Consider the following 19,093-nt stretch of genomic DNA (forward strand, 5'->3'; position numbering starts at 1 on the left):
TCGAGGTTAATCGCAACAGCGACAGAAGGAGCAAGACATGACAGACATTCAATCCGTCATTGCCAAAGGCAAAGTCGCAGTGGTAACGGGTGCAGCCTCAGGGATCGGGCTGGCCGTATGCAAAATATTGGCCGAAAAAGGCATGTGTGTTGTGCTGGTTGATCTGGGCGGCGATGCTCTGGCGCAAGCCCGTATCGATGTGGCCGCTCTCTCTGAAAATCCCGAAAGCGATATTGTTGCCATTGAAACAGATGTGAGCAAGCGCGACGAGCTGGAAGCGCTGGAACGCGCCGTCATCCAGCGCTTTGGCTATGTGCATCTGCTGATGAATAATGCCGGTATTCAGCCCGGCAGCAGCCTTTTTGGTCCGCAGGCAAATTGGGATAGGGTTCTGGACGTCAATCTCATGGGTGTCATCCATGGCACCCGCGTCTTTGCTCCCGGCATGATTGCCCATAGCGAGCCTGCCATCATCATCAACACCGGTTCCAAACAGGGCATCACCACGCCGCCCGGCGATCCGGCCTATAATGTGGCCAAGGCAGGCGTCAAAGCCTTTACCGAAGCGCTGCAACATGAATTGCGCAACACCGAAAACTGCAATGTCTCGGCCCATCTGCTCATTCCGGGCTTCGTGTTTACCGGCCTCACCGCCAATGGCCGCACCGAAAAGCCCCCTGCCGCGTGGACACCGGAACAAACGGCAGATTTCATGATGGAAAGCCTGCGAAACGGCGATTTCTACATTCTGTGCCCGGACAATGATGTGCCGCGCAGTCTGGATGAAAAGCGCATTGCCTGGGCGGCTGGCGACATCATCGAAAATCGCCCACCGCTGTCGCGTTGGCATCCCGATTATACCGAGGCCTTTCAGGCCCATCTTTCGAAATAAGGGCCTACTGCATAATTCCTTAAATCGGAATCGATTTAAGGTGAAAATTATGCAGTAGATTCGAAGTGTTACAGCGCCGTGCGTTTTTTAGAACGCACGGCGCTGTAAAAGAGTAGCGTATTGGCAAAATCAGTGAAGCCCGATAGGAATGAAGCCTTATCGGGCTTTTTTGCGAGCATTGCCATGAATTTCATACCCAGCCTGCCCACCCTCTTGGCCTTCACCGCAGCCTGCCTTTTGCTTGCGGCAACACCGGGACCAGATATGACGCTCTCCATCAGCCGCGCGCTGCGCGATGGCAAGGCGGCGGGGTTGGCGGTGCTGCTGGGCACCAATCTCGGCATTATGGTTCATACCATGCTGGTGGCGTTTGGTGTCTCGGCTCTGATTGTTGCCTCCCCCACCGCCTTTTTGATTTTGAAAAGCGGCGGCGCTGCTTATCTGGCGTGGCTGGCCTTTCAAGCGGTGCGCAAAGGCTCAAAATTTGTCGCCAAGGCCGAAACCGGAGCTAAAGGCTCGGTCAAAAGCGCGTTTTTCAACGGCATCTGGGTCAATCTGCTCAATCCCAAGGTCATCATCTTTTTCATGACCTTCCTGCCGCAGTTTGTCACCGCCCACGATCCGAACGTGACCGGAAAGCTGCTGTTTCTCGGCGGCTGGTTCATGCTGGTGTCCCTGCCCGTCACCATCGCCATCGTGCTGGCCGCCCACGAGCTGGCCAATTGGCTACAGGCAAACCCAAAAATTTTGCGCGGCATGGATTATACCTTTGCAGGCGTGTTTTCGGTGTTTGCCGCTAAAATTTTGATGACGCAGGCGCGGTAAAGGTCAGCATATTCAGCGGTGAATGCAAAACCCGCTCAGGAGAATGGTTCACCCTGCCTTACACGGAAATAAACCTAATTGCCAAATTAACCTAATAGGTTTATATTACTTGGTAACCCAATTGGTTTATTTTTTTGATGACTGAAAAGAAGATTGCGCACTACCACCTAGACAACGTTTTCGCATGCATCGAAGCCGACAATGTAAGGGCTACAAACTCAGCTTACGATGGAGCCGATGATCTCGGTATCGAAACACTTGATGCAATGTGCGCGGTGATAAAAAAGCTAACCATCAAAGACTTTTACAAGTCGATGACCACACACAATGATCGCACCATATGGCAAGATGTCTATCGCCCATTCATTGATGAACAAACGCAAGCATACATCAAACTGACCATCACCAATGGACTGTTGATCGTATCGTTTAAGGAGAAATAGCGATGAAATGCCCTGTCTGCGGGAGCACAGGTATGACCCATGAAACGCGAGACATTTCCTATACCTACAAAGGCAGAACCACAACAATCAAAGCCGTAGAAGGTGACTTCTGCGCAGCATGCGATGAGGTCATTCTGGATCGTCTCAATGGTGATCGTTTTGGTGCGGAAATTCGGGCATTCAAACGACAGGTCAATGAAGACATCGGCGTTGATCCTGCATTTATTGCCAAGGTGCGTAAAAAGCTTGATCTGGATCAGAGAGAGGCAGGCCGCATTTTTGGCGGTGGTGACAACGCTTTTTCACGCTATGAACGTGGACGGGCAAAACCGCCCGTCTCACTTATCAAGCTTCTGATGATTCTCGATAAACACCCGGAACTGATGTCTGAGGTTATGACGATACAAGCCGCTTGATGCGCAATTTTACCTTTGACGCACCACAAACAGGCGAGGATCAATCGTCCTCGCCGTGGCCCACAATCATCATCGCCTCAAACGCCAGACGCTCAGTCTTGCGCATCCGCTCCGATTCCGACTTCAACTGACCGCAAGCCGCCAGAATATCGCGGCCACGGGGCGTGCGAATCGGTGAGGCATAGCCAGCTGCATTGATGAAATCGGCAAATTTCATGATCTGATCCCAGTCCGAGCACTGATAATTGGTACCGGGCCAAGGGTTGAACGGAATGAGATTGATCTTGGCGGGAATGCCCTTGAGCAGTTTGATCAGGCCCTTGGCATCTTCCAGGCTGTCATTCACGTCTTTCAGCATCACATATTCAAAGGTAATACGCCGGGCGTTGGACAGGCCTGGATATTGCCGACAGGCTTCAATCAAATCCTTCAGCGGATATTTCTTGTTGATCGGCACCAGCAGATCGCGCAGCTCGTCGGTGACAGCATGGAGCGAAATCGCCAGCATCACGCCAATCTCGTCGCCGGTGCGGTAAATTTCCGGCACAACGCCAGAGGTGGAGAGCGTGATGCGACGCTTGGACAGCGACAGACCATCGCCGTCTGAGGCGATCAGCAGCGCCTTTTTCACGTTTTCAAAATTATAGAGCGGCTCGCCCATGCCCATCATCACCATATTGGTGATCTTGCGGCCTTCGTTCGGCACCATGGTGCCAACAGGCGCATCGCGATCCGGGAAGTCACCCAGCCGGTCACGGGCAAGCAACAATTGGCTTAACACTTCTTCAGCGGTGAGATTACGCACCAGTTTTTGCGTGCCGGTGTGGCAGAAGGTGCAGGTTAGCGTGCAGCCCACCTGACTGGAGACGCACAGCGTACCACGGCCTTCTTCGGGAATGTAAACGCATTCAACCTCGACAGGGCGACCCGCACCGCGCGGTGGATAGCGCAACAGCCATTTTCGGGTGCCGTCGTTGGAAACCTGCTCTTCGACAATTTCCGGGCGACCAATGGTGAAATGCGTTTTCAGCACTTCGCGCATGTCCTTGGAAACATTGGTCATCTGATCAAAATCAGAGACACCGCGCACATAGATCCAGTTCCAGATCTGCGATACCCGCATCTTGATCTGTTTTTCAGCCACGCCTTTCTCGCGCAGCATGTCGCCCATCTCTTCGCGGGTCACGCCGATCAGGCTTGGTTTGGCGTTGTCGGCCAACGTTGCGGTTCGGAGGGGCTTTTCCCGCTCAATCATCATGTCCGTGGCAGCCATTGCTTCACCTCATCAAAACCAGAGGCAACCGCCATCGCACACGCATGCGGGCTATCGCCGTCTTTGATTTCACATCTTGTGTTTCAAGAAATATGCGCTCGCCACACCATCCGCAAACGAGGGCGAAATGGCCATCAAGGCCATAGTTGACGCGCACTTATCATTAAAAAACCGCCACGTCATCCAAAATCAAAAAGGGCCGGAAAACCGGCCCTTGTCAAACCAACAATGAATGTCTCAACTTACTTGCACTTTTCAATGCGCTTGAAGGCATCAGAAATGCCCTGCAGGGAATAGGTGTAGCTGGTTGGCGTGCCACGGGCGGAAAATGCGCTGACCGACATGGTCTTGCCCGATTTCATCGCCGCCGCAAGTGCTGGCTCTTCCGCAGCATTTTCAACCCAGGCGGCGCTGTCCTTGGTGAACATGGTGAAGCTCTTATTGTCGATTTTCACCGTAACCTTGGAGCCAACCTTGAGCGGATAGCCCATCATCGCCTGTGGCTCATAGGAAATATTCTGGCCCGGGCGCTGCGAGACGATGAAGAAAATGTCACCATGATTGACGGAGGCTGGCTCCTTGGTGGTGGGCACCGACAAAACATAGCAAACTGTGTTTTTTCCCGACTTGTAGGAGTAAGCTCCCCAAGCCTTGAATTGTTCGATCCGCGTTGGGCTTGGCGCTTGTGCCATCGCCACGCCAGTAAAGCCGAGTACAAGAGCCAATGCCGTTGCGATTCTTTTTACAAACATTTTCTTACCGCCGCTTCTATTCGTCGAAGTTGAAATCCAGCCAATCTGTCGCACCAACCAAAACAGCCGTCGCGCCAGCCAATCGAGCCTCGAAATCGCATTCAATTTGACTTAATTTTGGTTACCAAATCGTCAACACTTGCGAAATTGACTCCTCGAAACCGGAGATATTCACGCATGAATGAGCCAATGACGACGAAATTGGCACAGAATGCCAATTTTGAGGGACGCAAAGGCCACCCAAAACAATCACGCACCAGATGGAACAACACAGAAAATCGGGCAGGATTTAGACTGAAAACCACATAAATCCTTTGCCTCTTCACAAATGAGAGAGCAGCGCGTCAAAACAGCATGGATGCGCACGCCCACTTAAAGCGCCTCTCACCATATATTGCGCACAAAGGACGCTGTAACACTTTTAATCTGCTGCATAATTTTCACCTTAAATCTATTCCGATTTAAAGAATTATTCAGTAGTCGGCCTCCACCTTATCCGCCAGCGCCAAATCGGCGGCCTCATAATGCTCGTCTTTGATATGACCGTTGATCAGCGCAAGCGCTGTAGTCAAAACAGCGATGTCATCGGTAAAACCCACAAAGGCCAGCATGTCGGGAATGGCGTCAATCGGCATGACAAAATAGCCCAGCGCTGCCAGCAAGATGCCACGCACTCTGAGCGGTGTATTGCGGTCCGTGGCACAATAAAATGCCGCCACCACATCCCGGCTGAACGGAACATGGCGGATCGCCTTCTTCATGGTCGGCCAGAATTTCTTCAACACCGTTTTTTCCTGACGCTCCTGCTTGGCCTCATCGCCGGGTAGCAGGATTTCGCCAATTTTCACGTCATCCATCGCAACCATCCTTGTCTCTTATCCCAAGGATATGGTGATGCCTGTCCATCAGGTCAAACCCGTCGCGCCGCAATCTTGTCCATGGTGGCCGCCAATTTGAAATCATGCGCCGTCAAACCGTTGACACTGTGGGAGGTCAGCCGAACATCGACACGGCGATACACATTGAACCATTCGGGATGATGGTCCATTTTCTCGGCCACCAGCGCACATTCTGTCATAAAGCCAAACGCTTGGGTAAAATCACCAAAGGCGAACTCCTTGGTGATTGCGGCCTGATCCTCGGACAGCATCCAATGATCAACTTCCGACAATGCCAGTGCCACCGCCTCATTGCTCAGCTTTTCATATCGCATCATCATTTCCTTGGTCTTGGCTGGCCATCATGGCCAACCGAAAGAAACCGCCCGGCAGAATGCTAGAGCGGGTACTCGGCGCTGAGGGTGGAACCAGCCGTTGAGCGCATGTCATTTTCATACAGCGGGAAATACTCCTCGCGAACATAAGGTCCGCCGCCAACCGAATCCTTGGACGACATCAACACAAAGCGTGGCACAAAAAAGGGCGCGGTCTGGAAATTGCCGCGCCCTGAAAGGTAGTGAATAACATCGTCCAGCCGCGCTGACTTCAACCGCGCCAGCGTCACATGGGGCGTGAATTTTCGAGGGTCCGGCGGCAGGCCAATGCGCTGGCAGATGCGCTCTATTTCGCCTTGCAGGGCGGTCATGTCCGGGTTCGCCGTTACACCAGCCCAGATCGAATGCGGCTTTTTGGATCCGAAAGAGCCAATACCGTTCAAGCTGATCTGAAATTCTGGCCGATCAATCCGATCCAGCCGATCGACAATCTCATCGGCTGTGCGGTTATCGACATCGCCAATGAAGCGGAGTGTGATGTGGTAATTTTCCACATCTATCCATCGAGCTCCTGGTAGCCCACCGCGCAGCAATGAAAGGCTCAATGCAACGTTGCGCGGAATTTCGAGGGCAGTGAACAATCTTGGCATAGAGAGCTCCTCGAATCTTTTGCAGATGCTAACAAAGAATCATGCTTGCAAATAGTTAGCAAGATCTTAATTCACCTTATCCTCCAAAGCTTTTGTGAAGCTCTGCATGATTGGCAACATATGTTGCACCATCACCGCAACCCCTTTGGCATTGGGGTGCATGCCATCGCTCAGCTTGAGGCTGGGGTCAGTGACAACGCCATCCAGAATGAAGGGATAAAGCGGCACTTTATACTGATCGGCCAAACGCTTATAGATGCCATTGAAGCGCTTGGCATAGTCGCCCCCCATGTTTGGCGGCGCAATCATGCCCACCAGCAACACCTTGATTTTGCGGGCCTGCAATTTTTCGATAATCGTGGCCAGATTTTTTTCAGTTGCCTCGGGTGCTATGCCGCGCAGCGCGTCATTGGCACCCAGCTCCAAAATCACCCCATCCGTGCCATCCGGCACCGACCAGTCCACCCGCGCCAGTCCGCCTTCGCTTGTGTCGCCAGAGACGCCAGCATTGCCAATGCTGACATTCAAGCCCTTGTCGTGCAGGGCTTTTTCAAGCTGGCTGGTCAGCGATTCATCGCCTTGAAGCTGGTAGCCCGCCATCAAACTGTCGCCGAGACCGATGATCTGCACCTGCTTGTCCGTCACCGGCGCATCGGGAACGACCTCCTCCATCGGGCCTTCCTGCTGCACCGGCGGCATTGGCGCTGCCTGCTGCGCCCACGCAGGCGCAACCATCGCACCCGTTGTTGCGATGAAACTCAGCATTAGTGCACCTAATCGAAGGCCAACCGCTTTAAAACCCATGATGGCTTTCCTAAATTCGCACAGGGACATGATTGCCAACCAAGCGTGTCCAACCGGCAGCTTTGCCTGTCAGATTTCATATAGGACGGAATGCGCGTGAAAAAAACCATCATTGAGCTGAAAAAAGCCGATCTGACGCTTGGCAATGCTGCTGCCACCGTTCACGTCCTCAAAGGCATTGATCTTTCGATCACAATGGGCGAATCCATTGGCATTGTTGGTCCCTCCGGCTCTGGAAAATCCACCTTGCTGATGGTGCTGGCGGGTCTGGAGCGTCTGGATAGCGGTGAGATCATCATCAATGACACCGCCCTTCACAATTTGCGAGAAGACGCGCTGGCCACGTTTCGCGGCCAAAACATCGGCATCGTCTTTCAATCCTTCCATCTGATTGCCAATATGACGGCGCTCGAAAATGTTGCCGTGCCGCTGGAACTGGCCAATATCAAAAACCCGTTCGACATTGCCGCCAAAGAATTGCAAGCCGTTGGGCTTGGCGATCGCCTCAACCATTATCCCGGCCAGCTTTCGGGCGGAGAGCAACAGCGCGTGGCCATTGCCCGTGCTTTAGCACCGTCACCCGATGTGCTGATTGCTGATGAACCCACCGGCAATCTCGACGGTGCCACCGGGCGGCAGATTGCCGATCTGCTGTTTGCCAAACAGGCCGAGCGGCAGATGACACTGGTGCTGGTAACCCACGATATCGCCCTAGCCAGCCGTTGCTCGCGCCAGATCAAGGTGCGCTCTGGCCGGATTGAGCCGGATGATACATCCGCTGAGGCACACTCTGCCGGGGCTACCCGGGCATGAGCGGGTTTTCACAACGCCTCAGAACCGCCTTTCGATTGGCTTTGCGCGAAATGCGCGGCGGCTTGAAAGGTTTTTATATTTTCCTCGCCTGCATTGCCCTTGGCACCGGCGCAATTGCCGCCGTCAATTCGATTTCAACCGCCATCACCCGCTCGATTGCAACGCAAGGCCAATCCCTGCTCGGCGCTGACATCCGTTTTGAGCTCAACAATCGCGAAGCCAATCAGCAAGAGGCTGATTTTTTGCGCGCTCTGGGCGTGGTATCCACCTCCACGGGCCTGCGCTCCATGGCCCGCCTGCCCGATGGCTCAGACCAGTCGCTGGTCGAGGTAAAAGCAGTTGATACCGCCTATCCGCTCTACGGCACGTTCAAGGCCAATCCGAACAAGCCTCTGCCCGAATTGCTGGCGAAAACCGGTGATTCCTTTGGGGCGGTGGTCGCACCGCTTTTGCTGGATCGGCTCCGCCTGAAAATTGGTGATACGCTGCTGATTGGCTCAGCAAAGCTGACAATCACCGGCACCATTGATAGCGAGCCGGATGCAGTATCGGAAGGCTTTGGCTTTGCCCCACGGCTGATCACCAGCAATGCGGCCCTGAACGCCTCCGGTCTTATTCAAACCGGCAGCCTTGTGGAACATGTCTATAAGATCAAGCTGAAGCCTGAAGCGCCACCGTTGAAAACCATTCAGGATCAGGCCAAGACCAGTTTTCCCGATGCCGGATGGTCGGTACGCACCAGTGACCGTGCCGCCCCCAACCTGACAGAAAACATCAATCGCTTTTCGCAGTTTCTGACCCTCGTCGGTTTAACTGCGCTGATTGTCGGCGGTGTGGGCGTCGCCAATGCCGTGCGCGCTTTTCTCGATAGCAAACGCAGCGTGATTGCCACGCTGAAATGCTTAGGTGCGCCCGCCTCTGTGGTGGTGATGGTCTATCTGTTTCAAATCATCATGATTGCCAGCGTCGGCATCGCCCTTGGCCTGATCATCGGCATTGTCTCGCCGTGGATTGCCAGCTCCTATCTGGCGCAGTTTCTGCCAATTCAGGCAGATATGATCATTTATCCTCGCGCGCTGGTGCTAGCGCTGGTGTTTGGCATTCTCACTACGCTGGCTTTTGCGGTCATGCCTTTGGGCCATGCCCGCGAAGTCCCCGCCACCGCCCTGTTTCGCGAACAGGGGTTCGAGACCCGCCGCCTGCCATCGTGGCCCTATGTGCTGGTGGCAGCGCTGGCCATTCTGGCGCTTGGCGGTTTGGCAATTATCACGGCCTATGATCGCCGCTTGGCACTGTTTTTCCTGATTGCCATGGCGGCCAGTTTTGTGGTGCTGCGGCTGGTGGCCTTTGGCGTGGCGGCTCTTGCGCGCAGGTCTCCTCGGCTTCCGTCGCCTGCGCTTCGCCTCGCTGTCGGCAACATCCATCGGCCAGGCGCACTCACGCCCTCCGTTATTCTATCCTTGGGTCTGGGGCTGGCGCTTTTGGTAACGCTTGCGATGATTGATGGCAATTTGCGACGCAATCTGACCGGCACTTTGTCGGAAAAAGCCCCGAATTTCTTCTTTGTCGATATCCAGCGCAGCCAATTGGATGATTTTCGCAAAATTCTGAAAGCTGAGGCACCGCAAGGCAAAGTCACCGAGGTGCCGATGCTGCGCGGTCGCATCCTTGCCTTCAATGGTCAGGATGTGGCCAAAATGAACGTGCCGCCGGAAGGTCGCTGGGTGCTGCGTGGCGATCGCGGCATTACTTATGAAACCGAATTGCCGAAAAACTCAACCCTCGTGGAAGGCTCGTGGTGGGCACCCGATTACAAGGGCGAGCCACTGGTGTCGTTTTCAGCGCAAGAGGCAAAGGAACTCGGCCTCAAACTCGGCGATACCGTCACCGTCAACGTGCTTGGCCGCAGCATCACCGCCAAAATTGCCAATTTCCGCAAAGTAGATTGGCAATCGCTGTCGATCAATTTCGTCATGGTGTTCTCTCCCAACACCTTTGCCGGGGCACCCCATGCATGGATTGCCACTCTGACCGAACCCAATGCCACAGCGGCGCAGGAGGCTGACATTTTGCGCTCCGTCACCAAGGCCTTCCCCACCATCACCAGTGTGCGGGTGAAGGATGCGCTGGATGTGGTCAATGATCTGGTTGGCCAATTGGCCACTGCGATTCGGGCGGCAGCGGCGATTGCGCTGATTTCATCCGTGCTGGTCCTGTCTGGCGCACTGGCCGCAGGCAATCGGGGCCGCACCCATGATGCGGTGATTTTAAAAACGCTTGGGGCCACCCGCTCCATGTTGATCAGGGCCTTTACTTACGAATATCTGCTGCTGGGGCTGGCAACCGCCATCTTTGCCCTTTTGGCTGGCAGCGTCGCCGGATGGTATGTGGTGTCGCAAATTATGAAATTGCCCGCCAGTTTCCTGCCCAGTGTGGCAGTGGCGACAGTGGTGCTGGCGCTGATCACCACCATCGGCATTGGCCTGATTGGCACGTGGCGGGTTCTGGGCCAAAAAGCCGCGCCGGTGTTGAGGGAGCTATAAAACGCGAAATTTGCGGCCCGATGACGCTTTCATTACCAGAGTTTAAGGCAAATGCTCTTGTATCATAGGCGCAATAGCCACATATTGATGTTACGCATGCTGGAGCTCCGCAGCGGCGCTTGGGATTTTACGCCCGCACCGTGACCAACCCGGAGCTTATATGAGAGGAAAAAATGTCTGATTTTCGCAATTATCAGGCTCAGACGGGCGCTCGTTCCACTGATCTGATCGATCAAGGCCTTCGCACCTACATGCTCAAGGTTTACAACCTGATGGGTCTGGGACTGGCGATCACCGGTGTTGCCGCTTATCTGGTTGCAATGCTGGCCACCACGACAGATCCGGCGCAGGCCGTCGGCCAGTTTGGCAATGGCGTAATGCTGACAAGCCTGGGTGTCGCGCTCTACGGTAGCGCGCTGAAATGGGTTGTCATGCTGGCCCCTGTTGCTCTGGTGTTTTTCCTGAGCTTTAAAATCCAGTCGATGAGCGTTTCCGCAGCCCGCACCACATTTCTGGTCTATGCCGGTCTTGTTGGTCTGTCGCTGTCGTCCATCCTGCTGATTTACACCGGCCAGAGCGTTGTGCAGACCTTCTTTGTCACAGCCGCTTCTTTTGGTGCCCTGTCGCTCTATGGCTACACCACCAAGCGCAGCCTGTCGGCCTTGGGGTCGTTCATGATCATGGGTCTGTTTGGCCTGATCATCGCATCACTGGTCAACATCTTCCTGCAATCTTCGGCCATGGCCTTCGTTATCTCGGCTCTTGGCGTGGTGATCTTCGCTGGCCTCACCGCTTACGACACCCAGAAGATCAAGGAAATGTATTTTGAGCGCGATGGAGCCGACACCGCTGGCCGCAAGGCCATCATGGGTGCACTGACGCTCTACCTCGACTTCATCAACCTGTTCCTGTTCCTGCTCCGCTTCATGGGCGACCGTCGCTAACAGGTTTGACACCAATACCAACAGAATCGGGCGGCTATTTAGCCGCCCTTTTTATGTTCAGCATACGGGTCCACTCGTTTCTATCTTGCGAGACAACAGCGCTTATGAAAAAGAAGCAAGACAACCAACATAAGCTGCTGTGCCATGACCTTTTCCCTTCGCCCTGCAACCGCTGCCGATATCCCTGCCATTACCGCGATTTATCGGCACTCCGTGCTGAACGGCACGGCCAGCTATGAGATTGCCCCGCCGAACGAGGCGGAAATGGCGCAACGCATGGCAGCAATTCTCAGCCAGTCCTATCCCTATATTGTCGCGCAAGCGCATGATGGTGCTTTGCTGGGCTATGCCTATGCCAGCGCCTTTCGCACCCGTCCGGCCTATCGCTGGCTGGTGGAAGATTCGATTTATCTGGCCGAAGATGCGCAAGGCAAAGGGGTTGGTAAAGCTCTGCTGAAAGCCCTGATCGAGCAATGCACCACATTGGGCTTTCGGCAAATGATTGCCGTCATCGGTGGCGCAAGTCCGGCCTCCATTGGTGTACACACAAGTCTTGGCTTTACCCATGCAGGTGGTATAGCCGGGTCAGGCTTTAAAATGGGTCAGTGGCTGGACACGGTGTTCATGCAGATCAGTCTTGGCGAGGGCAAAGACACGTTGCCCGATGAGAAAGCCTATCCAGGCAGTCTGTTCAAGGCGTAGTTTCACACCCTGTCGAGGCTACTGCATAATTCCTTAAATCGGAATCGATTTAAGGTGAAAATTATGCAGCAGGTTTAAAGTGTTACAGCGCCGTGCGCCATATATCGTGAGAGGCGCTGTAGAGCTATTCAACCAGCTTCAAAACCTTATCGAACACTTTCAACACCTGCCGCAAATCATGGCCGCGCTTGAGAATCATGCCATTGGTATTGATAACGGAGAAAGCACCCTGCTTGGCGGCAAGCTTCGGATTTTTCTCGATTCGGTAAAGCGGCAGTTCACCAGAGCGCTTGAAAACCGAAAACACCGCCTTGTCTTTGAGATGGTCCAAAGCGTAATCGCGCCATTCGCCCTCCCCCACCATACGCCCATAGACCCAGAGGATCGCATCCAGTTCTGTACGATGGAACGTCACAGGCAAGGGATCATCGGCTTTGCGGTATTCTCTGAGATCAATCACAGGCGCTGGGCTGCTTGCCTGCCGCTCGCGCCCCTCGTGGGGAAAATCCGGCTGATCAGTCATGCTGGCTCCTTCATACCTGGAGCATCGGCTGAAAAGTGGGAACCGGTTTTCAGATAAATCCGATGCGCAAACAAAACTTGGAGCATCGGGCTGATTCCAGTTTTCTGCACGATGCTCTATGATGACAAACCAATGACAGTTTGCCTGACCAACAACAAATTGCAAGTGCTGCGGTCATTTTGACAGGACGACAGCGCCTCTCACCACATATGGCGCACAAAAGACGCTCTAGAACTTTCAAGCTGCTGCATAATTTTCTCCTTAAACCGATTCCGACTTAAGAAATTATGCGCTAGAGTCTGTCAGGTTCAGACTGAACCAGACAGACTCTAACATTCTTTGTTTTCGTTTGTCTTATCGGGAAAACCGGATTCCACTTTTCCCTGACAAACTCTAGCCGCTCGAAATTCGGTCAGACCACTCGGTCTGGCGGCACATCCTATCCGGTTTCGGAACGAGCGGCAGGTCAACCTTACCATTTTTGGAAAGATTTTTTGGGTATGCCCCAATTTGGTCAAAACAGCGCCCCATTTTTAGAGCCATGTCTGCTTCTGGCGCAGACGCGTCAGGGTCCGGTCTGATGCATTGACCCCTTACCCCCAGCCCCAATGCATTGGCCGGACCCGCTCTTTCTTTTCACACCCCCAAATCACATCCATTGCCGCGCTTAACAAATCGCTTTGTGACAGCAATGGTGTGTTATCAAGGTTTGTAATCAGCCGGATTAACGGTCGGTGTTGGTGCCAGCACCATGGCGGCACCCAGAATTTTTCCTGGATCACCCGCAGGTGTCGATGATTGCAGCAAAACCGCAAATCCATCGCATCCATCGGTGCGCAGCACTTTGGCAGGCAGAGAGATATTGATCGCATCACCACGCCACATGCCCACGGATTGAATATCCGTGACACTGTTCAGATAGGTAATGCGCTGGCCTTTGTTTTCGCCTTTGAGAACATCGACATCTTTGCGCCGTTTGAAATAAACCACGACAACATCGGCCTGTCCTTGGCCACTGCCAATATTGACCGCAAGCTCATCACCGCGAATATCGGCATTGACCTTGACGGTCAGCCCGTCACCACTGGATTTCAAAGTGTCGATTTTGCCAGACAGGGCTTGCGAATCTGTGCCCTTCATTTGCACACGCCCGTTGAGCACCGCCTGTGGTGTATAGACACCGCTGCGGCCAAAGCTTCGGGCATAGGCATATTGCCGCGCCGTATTGTCGGCAGATCCCAGCGTATCGACCCAACCCCGGTAATTCCAATAGTCCACGTGATAGGCCAGCGCCACGACATCCGGCTGGTTGACAAGTTTCTCAAAAGCACGGTCCGCCGGAGGGCAGGAAACGCAGCCTTGCGAGGTGAAAAGTTCAACAACACCTTTCAGCGGCTTGCCATCCTGCGCCATTGCGACCGAAAAGCAGACCAAGCCCATGACCATCGTCATGAGCAGCCGTGCCGCAAGTTTCGCAATCTGTGTCAAAACCATCAAATCAAACCCATCATACCGCCGCACGAAGTGCACAGCGCCGTCTTTTTTCGATCTCGCAAAGATACGCATAGCATGGATCAATACCAAGTCACGTTGGGGTGAAACCTGCAAGTTCCTATCATAACTCACGAAAAAGCCGCCGGTTGTAACACCGGCGGCCGTTGTTTTTCAAGAATGTCGATATGGCTTAGGATGCCAGATCGCGCAGAACAGTCTGCAAGATGCCACCGTTGTTCATGTAGATCACTTCATCGAGGGTATCGATGCGGCAAATCAGAGGAACCTCCTTCACCGAGCCATCGGCATAGGTGATCTTGGCGATCTTGGTTTCGCGTGGCTTGATCTCGCCATCAAGGCCTTCGATCGTGACCGTTTCGTCGCCCTTCAGGTTGAGGCTGGCCCAGCTGGTGCCTTCCTGGAACACGAATGGAACAACACCCATGCCCACCAGGTTGGAGCGGTGAATACGCTCAAACGACTGAGCAATCACGGCGCGAACGCCGAGCAGGTTGGTGCCCTTGGCAGCCCAGTCACGCGAAGAGCCGTTGCCGTATTCCACGCCTGCGAAGATCACCAGCGGAACGCCAGCTTCCTTGTACTTCATGGCCGCATCGTAAATCGACATTTCTTCCTTGGATGGATAGGCGATGGTGTAGCCACCTTCCTTGCCGTTTGGTCCAAGCATGTGATTGCGAATACGGATGTTGGCGAACGTGCCGCGCATCATCACTTCGTGGTTACCACGACGGGTACCGTACTGGTTGAAATCGGCAACGCCAACGCCATGTTCCATCAGGTAAGCGCCCGCAGGCGAAGCCGCCTTGATGGAGCCAGCTGGCGAGATATGGTCGGTGGTGATCTTGTCGCCGAACAAGCCGAGAACGCGCGCACCCTCGATGTTGGTGAGACCCGAGCCGGTCTTGCCCATGCCCACGAAGTAAGGTGGGTTCTGAACGTAAGTGGAGTTATCGTCCCAGGCATAGGTCTGGCCTTCCGGCACCTGAACCGCCTGCCAGTTTTCGTCGCCCTTGAACACGTCCGCATATTTGGATTCGAACAATTCGCGGGTAACGTATTTCTGGATGAATTCCTGCACTTCGGCGGAGGTTGGCCAGACGTCCTTGAGGTAAACCGGGTTGCCGTTCTGGTCTTCGCCGAGCGGCTCGGTGGTCAGATCCTTCTGAACGGAACCCGCCAGCGCGTAAGCGACAACCAGTGGCGGAGATGCCAGATAGTTGGCCTGAACGTCAGGCGAGATACGGCCTTCAAAGTTACGGTTGCCCGACAACACGCCAGCAGTGATCAGGCCCTTGTCGTTGATGGTCTTGGAGATCGGTGCTGGCAGTGGGCCAGAGTTACCGATGCAGGTGGTGCAGCCGAAACCAACGAGGTTGAAGCCGAGCGCATCCAGAGACTCTTGCAGACCAGACTTGGACAGGTATTCACCAACAACCTGCGATCCCGGTGCCAGCGAAGTCTTGACCCATGGCTTGGACTTCAGACCCTTGGCAACGGCATTGCGGGCCAAAAGGCCAGCGGCAATCAACACGCTCGGGTTGGAGGTGTTGGTGCAAGAGGTGATGGCAGCGATGGCAACATCGCCATGGCCGAGGTCAAAGTCGGTGCCTTCAACCGCATAACGGTTTGTCAGCTGGCCGGGCTTCTTATAATCGGCTTCCAGCGCGGTGGCGAAGTTCGGCGCAATGGTTTCAAGCGGCAAGCGGCCTTCTGGACGCTTTGGACCGGCCATCGACGGCACAACGTCACCGAGGTCGAGTTCCAACGTGTCGGTGAAGACGAGCTGCGAGCCGTCATTGTCACGCCACATGCCCTGCGCCTTGGAATAGGCTTCAACCAGAGCAATACGATCCTTGGCGCGGCCAGACATGTTGAGATAACCAACCGTTGCGTTATCCACAGGGAAAAAGCCGCAGGTTGCGCCGTATTCCGGACCCATGTTGCCGATGGTTGCGCGGTCTGCAACCGGCAGCTTGTCGAGGCCGGGGCCGAAGAATTCAACGAATTTCGACACCACGCCCTTCTTGCGCAGCATCTGCACCACGGTCAGAACCAGATCGGTGGCGGTGACGCCTTCCTTGAGGGTGCCGGTCAGCTTGAAGCCGATGACTTCTGGCAACAGCATGGAAACCGGCTGGCCAAGCATGGCTGCTTCTGCCTCGATACCACCCACGCCCCAGCCAAGAACGCCGAGACCGTTGATCATGGTGGTGTGGCTGTCTGTGCCAACGCAGGTATCAGGATAAGCGACGGTTTCGCCGTCTTCTTCCTTGGTCCAGACGGTCTGACCCAGATATTCAAAGTTCACCTGATGACAGATGCCGGTGCCAGGAGGCACAACGCGGAAGTTTTTGAACGCCTGCTGGCCCCACTTGAGGAAGCGATAACGCTCGCCGTTGCGCTGATATTCCAGCTCAACGTTGCGGGCAAAAGCGGTTGGCGTGCCAAATTCGTCAACAATAACCGAGTGGTCGATAACCAGATCAACAGGAACCAGCGGGTTGATCTTTTCAGGATCACCACCAAGGTTCACCATAGCGTCGCGCATGGCAGCAAGGTCAACCACGGCAGGAACGCCGGTAAAGTCCTGCATCAGCACGCGGGCCGGACGGTAGGCGATTTCATTGCCAGCGGTGCCCTTGTCAACCAGCCAGGCCGCAACATTTTCAATGTCGGCCTTGGTGACGGAGCGACCGTCTTCGTTGCGCAGCAGGTTTTCCAGCAGCACCTTCATGGAATAAGGCAGTTTGGAAACGCCAGCCAGACCGTTTGCTTCGGCCTTCGGGATGCTGAAATAGACATAGTCCTTACCGTCGACGGTAAGCGTCGACCGGCAATTAAAGCTGTCAAGTGACTTGGACAAGGTAGAACCCCGCTGAATACTGATAGCCAACACAAACGTGCGGACGCCCATGCACTTCATGCACATCAGGATGCGGGTACGACCATTTCCGCTGTCCGCCCGTGAAAATCGCTTTACGCAAACTTCAAGTTCGGCTCTAGGATGATGAACACGCCGGTCGCTGGCGTGGTTGCAGGTCTTATAGATAATTTCTAAGAACTGTTCCAGAGTGTAGAACAGCCAAATGGCACAATTTTTTGAAGGCAATAGCGCTTTGCTAAACAAGACGGAAACATTGCGTTTGAAAGCCGAGAATTTGTCGGCAAAGCGGGGCGAAGACCTTTTGTTTCGCCACATCAATTTTTGTTTAAACAAAGGTGAAGCGCTGGTGCTGACGGGTCGAAATGGCTCTGGCAAGTCGACTTTGCTGCGCGTTGTTGCCGGATTTATCCGCCCGGAAAGTGGACGGGTGACGTTTCAAGCGCAGGATGGCGAATCACGCCCGGCACGCGAAGCTTGCCACTATCTCGGTCACCGAAACGGCATGAAGGCCGAGCTGAGTGTCTATGAAAACCTGCATTTCTGGAAAGACTTCCTTGGCGACTTTGAAGGGGGAAAAGGCTTGAGCATTGAAGAGGCCGCCGACGTTATTGGCCTGTCCAGCATCACCCACCTGCCTTACGGCTATCTCTCTGCGGGTCAGCAGCGCCGGTTTGCCATGGCTCGCCTGCTGGTGGCCTATCGTCCGGTCTGGATTCTCGACGAGCCAACGGCCGCGCTTGATGCCAAAGCCGAGGCGATGTTTTCCGATCTGGTGCGCGCCCATCTGAAAGCCGGCGGCATGGCCTTGGCCGCAACCCATCAGCCGCTTGGGCTGGACAATGTGCAGCATCTGGAAATGCGCGGGTTTGAATTTGATGAACTTGAGGAAATGGCGTGATGGTTGGTGGTTCGTTTTTCCCAAGAGCGTTGAGAGACCCCTCCCCAACCCCTCCCCACAAGGGGGAGGGGCTTAACCCGTTGCCCCCTCTGTTTTTACCAAAAAAGGCTTCTCCTCAGCGCCACCCCAAAAAGCGGATTCAAACGGCACGGCATCCTAGCCCCTCCCCCCTGTGGGGAGGGGTTGGGGAGGGGTTCTTTACAGGGTCTTGGGAGGGGTCTTCACTCCAGCATTCACGGCAAGCCACATGATCGCCCTCTTCCTGCGCGACCTCAAACTGTCCATGCGCGCCGGTGGCGGGGCATTGATTGGCGTTTTGTTCTTCCTCACCGTGGTTGCCGTCATTCCCTTTGGCGTTGGGCCCGATATGAACCTGCTGTCACGTATCGGTCCGGCGATTGTCTGGATTGGCGCGCTGCTGGCAGCACTTTTAGGGTTGGACCGGCTGTTTCAGGCCGATCGGGACGATGGCTCGCTCGATCTTTTGCTGATGCAAGAGACGCCGCTGGTGCTGGTCGTCTTCATCAAATGCCTTGCCCATTGGACCGCCACCAGCCTGCCGCTGGTGATTGCCTCGCCGCTGATGGGCCTGTTTATGAACATGAACGAAGTGTCGATTGGTGCGGTGATGCTGACGCTTCTGGTTGGCTCTCCTGCCATCACCTTCATTGGAGCCGCAGGGGCGGCGGTGGCCGTAGCACTACCGCGGGGTGGCTTGCTGGTATCAATCTTGGTTTTACCGCTTTCCATTCCCGTGCTGATTTTTGGCGTCAGCGCATCCTATGCGGCGGTGGAGGAGCCAGCACCCTTTTTGCCACCCTTTTTGTTTTTGCTGGCGCTGACCTTGTTTTTTGCAGTCATTGGCCCGCTTGCCGCCGCATTGGCATTGCGAAATACCGCCGATTGATCTGTGCCAAGAGGCGGTCATGAAAAGAGTGTAAGACCAACACCGAAGTCTGATGCGACACAACTACTCAAGATTGCAAATTTCAATTGCCGCAAC

19 protein-coding genes are annotated in these 19,093 nt (G+C 54.5%); 10 read left to right on the plus strand and 9 right to left on the minus strand.

Features of this window, described 5'->3' with window-relative positions:
* Positions 1 to 37 precede the first annotated feature (37 nt).
* The 4 genes from E6C51_RS10350 (at position 38) to E6C51_RS10365 (ending at position 2,576) form a co-directional block, all read left to right on the plus strand.
* Positions 38 to 892 (plus strand): SDR family NAD(P)-dependent oxidoreductase, encoded by an 855-nt coding sequence (locus E6C51_RS10350; RefSeq protein ID WP_190235887.1) that lies wholly within the window; start codon positions 38 to 40, stop codon positions 890 to 892.
* A gap of 183 nt (positions 893 to 1,075) precedes the next feature.
* Positions 1,076 to 1,717 carry a LysE family translocator gene (locus tag E6C51_RS10355; protein ID WP_190235888.1) on the plus strand — a complete coding sequence of 214 codons (642 nt, stop codon included), beginning with the start codon at positions 1,076 to 1,078 and terminating at the stop codon, positions 1,715 to 1,717.
* A gap of 137 nt (positions 1,718 to 1,854) precedes the next feature.
* Positions 1,855 to 2,160, plus strand: coding sequence for a type II toxin-antitoxin system MqsR family toxin (locus tag E6C51_RS10360; protein WP_190235889.1), 306 nt, complete (start codon positions 1,855 to 1,857; stop codon positions 2,158 to 2,160).
* 2 nt (positions 2,161 to 2,162) lie between these two features.
* Positions 2,163 to 2,576 carry a type II TA system antitoxin MqsA family protein gene (locus tag E6C51_RS10365; protein ID WP_146934420.1) on the plus strand — a complete coding sequence of 138 codons (414 nt, stop codon included), beginning with the start codon at positions 2,163 to 2,165 and terminating at the stop codon, positions 2,574 to 2,576.
* A gap of 40 nt (positions 2,577 to 2,616) precedes the next feature.
* On the opposite strand, the gene rlmN is transcribed toward E6C51_RS10365, so the two are convergent.
* From rlmN to E6C51_RS10395, 6 genes are all read right to left on the minus strand, one after another.
* Complete coding sequence (gene rlmN / locus E6C51_RS10370; protein ID WP_407920799.1) at positions 2,617 to 3,834, minus strand: 23S rRNA (adenine(2503)-C(2))-methyltransferase RlmN; 1,218 nt, start codon at positions 3,832 to 3,834, stop codon at positions 2,617 to 2,619.
* 257 nt (positions 3,835 to 4,091) lie between these two features.
* Positions 4,092 to 4,601, minus strand: a complete 510-nt coding sequence (locus E6C51_RS10375) for an invasion associated locus B family protein (protein ID WP_146934414.1) — start codon at positions 4,599 to 4,601, stop codon at positions 4,092 to 4,094.
* Between the two features lie 473 nt (positions 4,602 to 5,074).
* Complete coding sequence (locus E6C51_RS10380) at positions 5,075 to 5,458, minus strand: YkvA family protein (RefSeq protein ID WP_146934411.1); 384 nt, start codon at positions 5,456 to 5,458, stop codon at positions 5,075 to 5,077.
* Positions 5,459 to 5,511: 53 nt separating this feature from the next.
* Positions 5,512 to 5,814 (minus strand): 4a-hydroxytetrahydrobiopterin dehydratase, encoded by a 303-nt coding sequence (locus E6C51_RS10385; protein WP_190235890.1) that lies wholly within the window; start codon positions 5,812 to 5,814, stop codon positions 5,512 to 5,514.
* A gap of 62 nt (positions 5,815 to 5,876) precedes the next feature.
* On the minus strand, positions 5,877 to 6,464 hold the full coding sequence (gene thpR, locus E6C51_RS10390; RefSeq protein ID WP_190235891.1) for an RNA 2',3'-cyclic phosphodiesterase: 588 nt from the start codon (positions 6,462 to 6,464) through the stop codon (positions 5,877 to 5,879).
* Between the two features lie 66 nt (positions 6,465 to 6,530).
* The gene (locus tag E6C51_RS10395) at positions 6,531 to 7,229 is read right to left on the minus strand and encodes an arylesterase (RefSeq protein WP_407920795.1); all 699 of its coding nucleotides are present in this window, start codon (positions 7,227 to 7,229) and stop codon (positions 6,531 to 6,533) included.
* Positions 7,230 to 7,364: 135 nt separating this feature from the next.
* Here E6C51_RS10395 and E6C51_RS10400 point away from each other — a divergent pair, with 135 nt between their 5' ends.
* The 4 genes from E6C51_RS10400 (at position 7,365) to E6C51_RS10415 (ending at position 12,270) form a co-directional block, all read left to right on the plus strand.
* Complete coding sequence (locus tag E6C51_RS10400) at positions 7,365 to 8,081, plus strand: ABC transporter ATP-binding protein (protein WP_190235892.1); 717 nt, start codon at positions 7,365 to 7,367, stop codon at positions 8,079 to 8,081.
* Entirely contained in the window at positions 8,078 to 10,624 is a 2,547-nt protein-coding gene (locus E6C51_RS10405) for an ABC transporter permease (protein WP_190235893.1), read from the plus strand. Before E6C51_RS10400 ends, E6C51_RS10405 begins: the two co-directional genes overlap by 4 nt.
* A gap of 173 nt (positions 10,625 to 10,797) precedes the next feature.
* Positions 10,798 to 11,568 (plus strand): Bax inhibitor-1/YccA family protein, encoded by a 771-nt coding sequence (locus E6C51_RS10410; RefSeq protein WP_146934393.1) that lies wholly within the window; start codon positions 10,798 to 10,800, stop codon positions 11,566 to 11,568.
* Positions 11,569 to 11,712: 144 nt separating this feature from the next.
* Entirely contained in the window at positions 11,713 to 12,270 is a 558-nt protein-coding gene (locus E6C51_RS10415) for a GNAT family N-acetyltransferase (RefSeq protein WP_190235894.1), read from the plus strand.
* 124 nt (positions 12,271 to 12,394) lie between these two features.
* Here E6C51_RS10415 and E6C51_RS10420 read toward each other — a convergent pair whose 3' ends face one another.
* The 3 genes from E6C51_RS10420 to acnA all read right to left on the minus strand — a co-directional run bounded on the left by E6C51_RS10420 (position 12,395) and on the right by acnA (position 17,171).
* Positions 12,395 to 12,793, minus strand: a complete 399-nt coding sequence (locus E6C51_RS10420) for a DUF2794 domain-containing protein (protein ID WP_146934387.1) — start codon at positions 12,791 to 12,793, stop codon at positions 12,395 to 12,397.
* A 702-nt stretch (positions 12,794 to 13,495) separates the two neighbouring features.
* A complete protein-coding gene (locus tag E6C51_RS10425) occupies positions 13,496 to 14,287 on the minus strand; it encodes a DUF1223 domain-containing protein (protein ID WP_146934384.1) in 792 nt (263 codons plus the stop codon).
* A 190-nt stretch (positions 14,288 to 14,477) separates the two neighbouring features.
* The gene (acnA, locus tag E6C51_RS10430; RefSeq protein WP_190235895.1) at positions 14,478 to 17,171 is read right to left on the minus strand and encodes an aconitate hydratase AcnA; all 2,694 of its coding nucleotides are present in this window, start codon (positions 17,169 to 17,171) and stop codon (positions 14,478 to 14,480) included.
* Between the two features lie 274 nt (positions 17,172 to 17,445).
* On the opposite strand from acnA, the gene ccmA reads away from it, so the two are divergent.
* Together ccmA and ccmB are read left to right on the plus strand one after the other, a co-directional pair.
* Positions 17,446 to 18,090, plus strand: a complete 645-nt coding sequence (gene ccmA / locus E6C51_RS10435; RefSeq protein WP_190236028.1) for a heme ABC exporter ATP-binding protein CcmA — start codon at positions 17,446 to 17,448, stop codon at positions 18,088 to 18,090.
* A 247-nt stretch (positions 18,091 to 18,337) separates the two neighbouring features.
* Complete coding sequence (gene ccmB, locus E6C51_RS10440) at positions 18,338 to 18,997, plus strand: heme exporter protein CcmB (protein WP_146934379.1); 660 nt, start codon at positions 18,338 to 18,340, stop codon at positions 18,995 to 18,997.
* Positions 18,998 to 19,093 lie beyond the last annotated feature (96 nt).

Origin of the sequence: Gillisella terrae, assembly GCF_004801395.1 — a bacterium.
Lineage (GTDB): Bacteria > Pseudomonadota > Alphaproteobacteria > Rhizobiales > Rhizobiaceae > Allorhizobium > Allorhizobium terrae.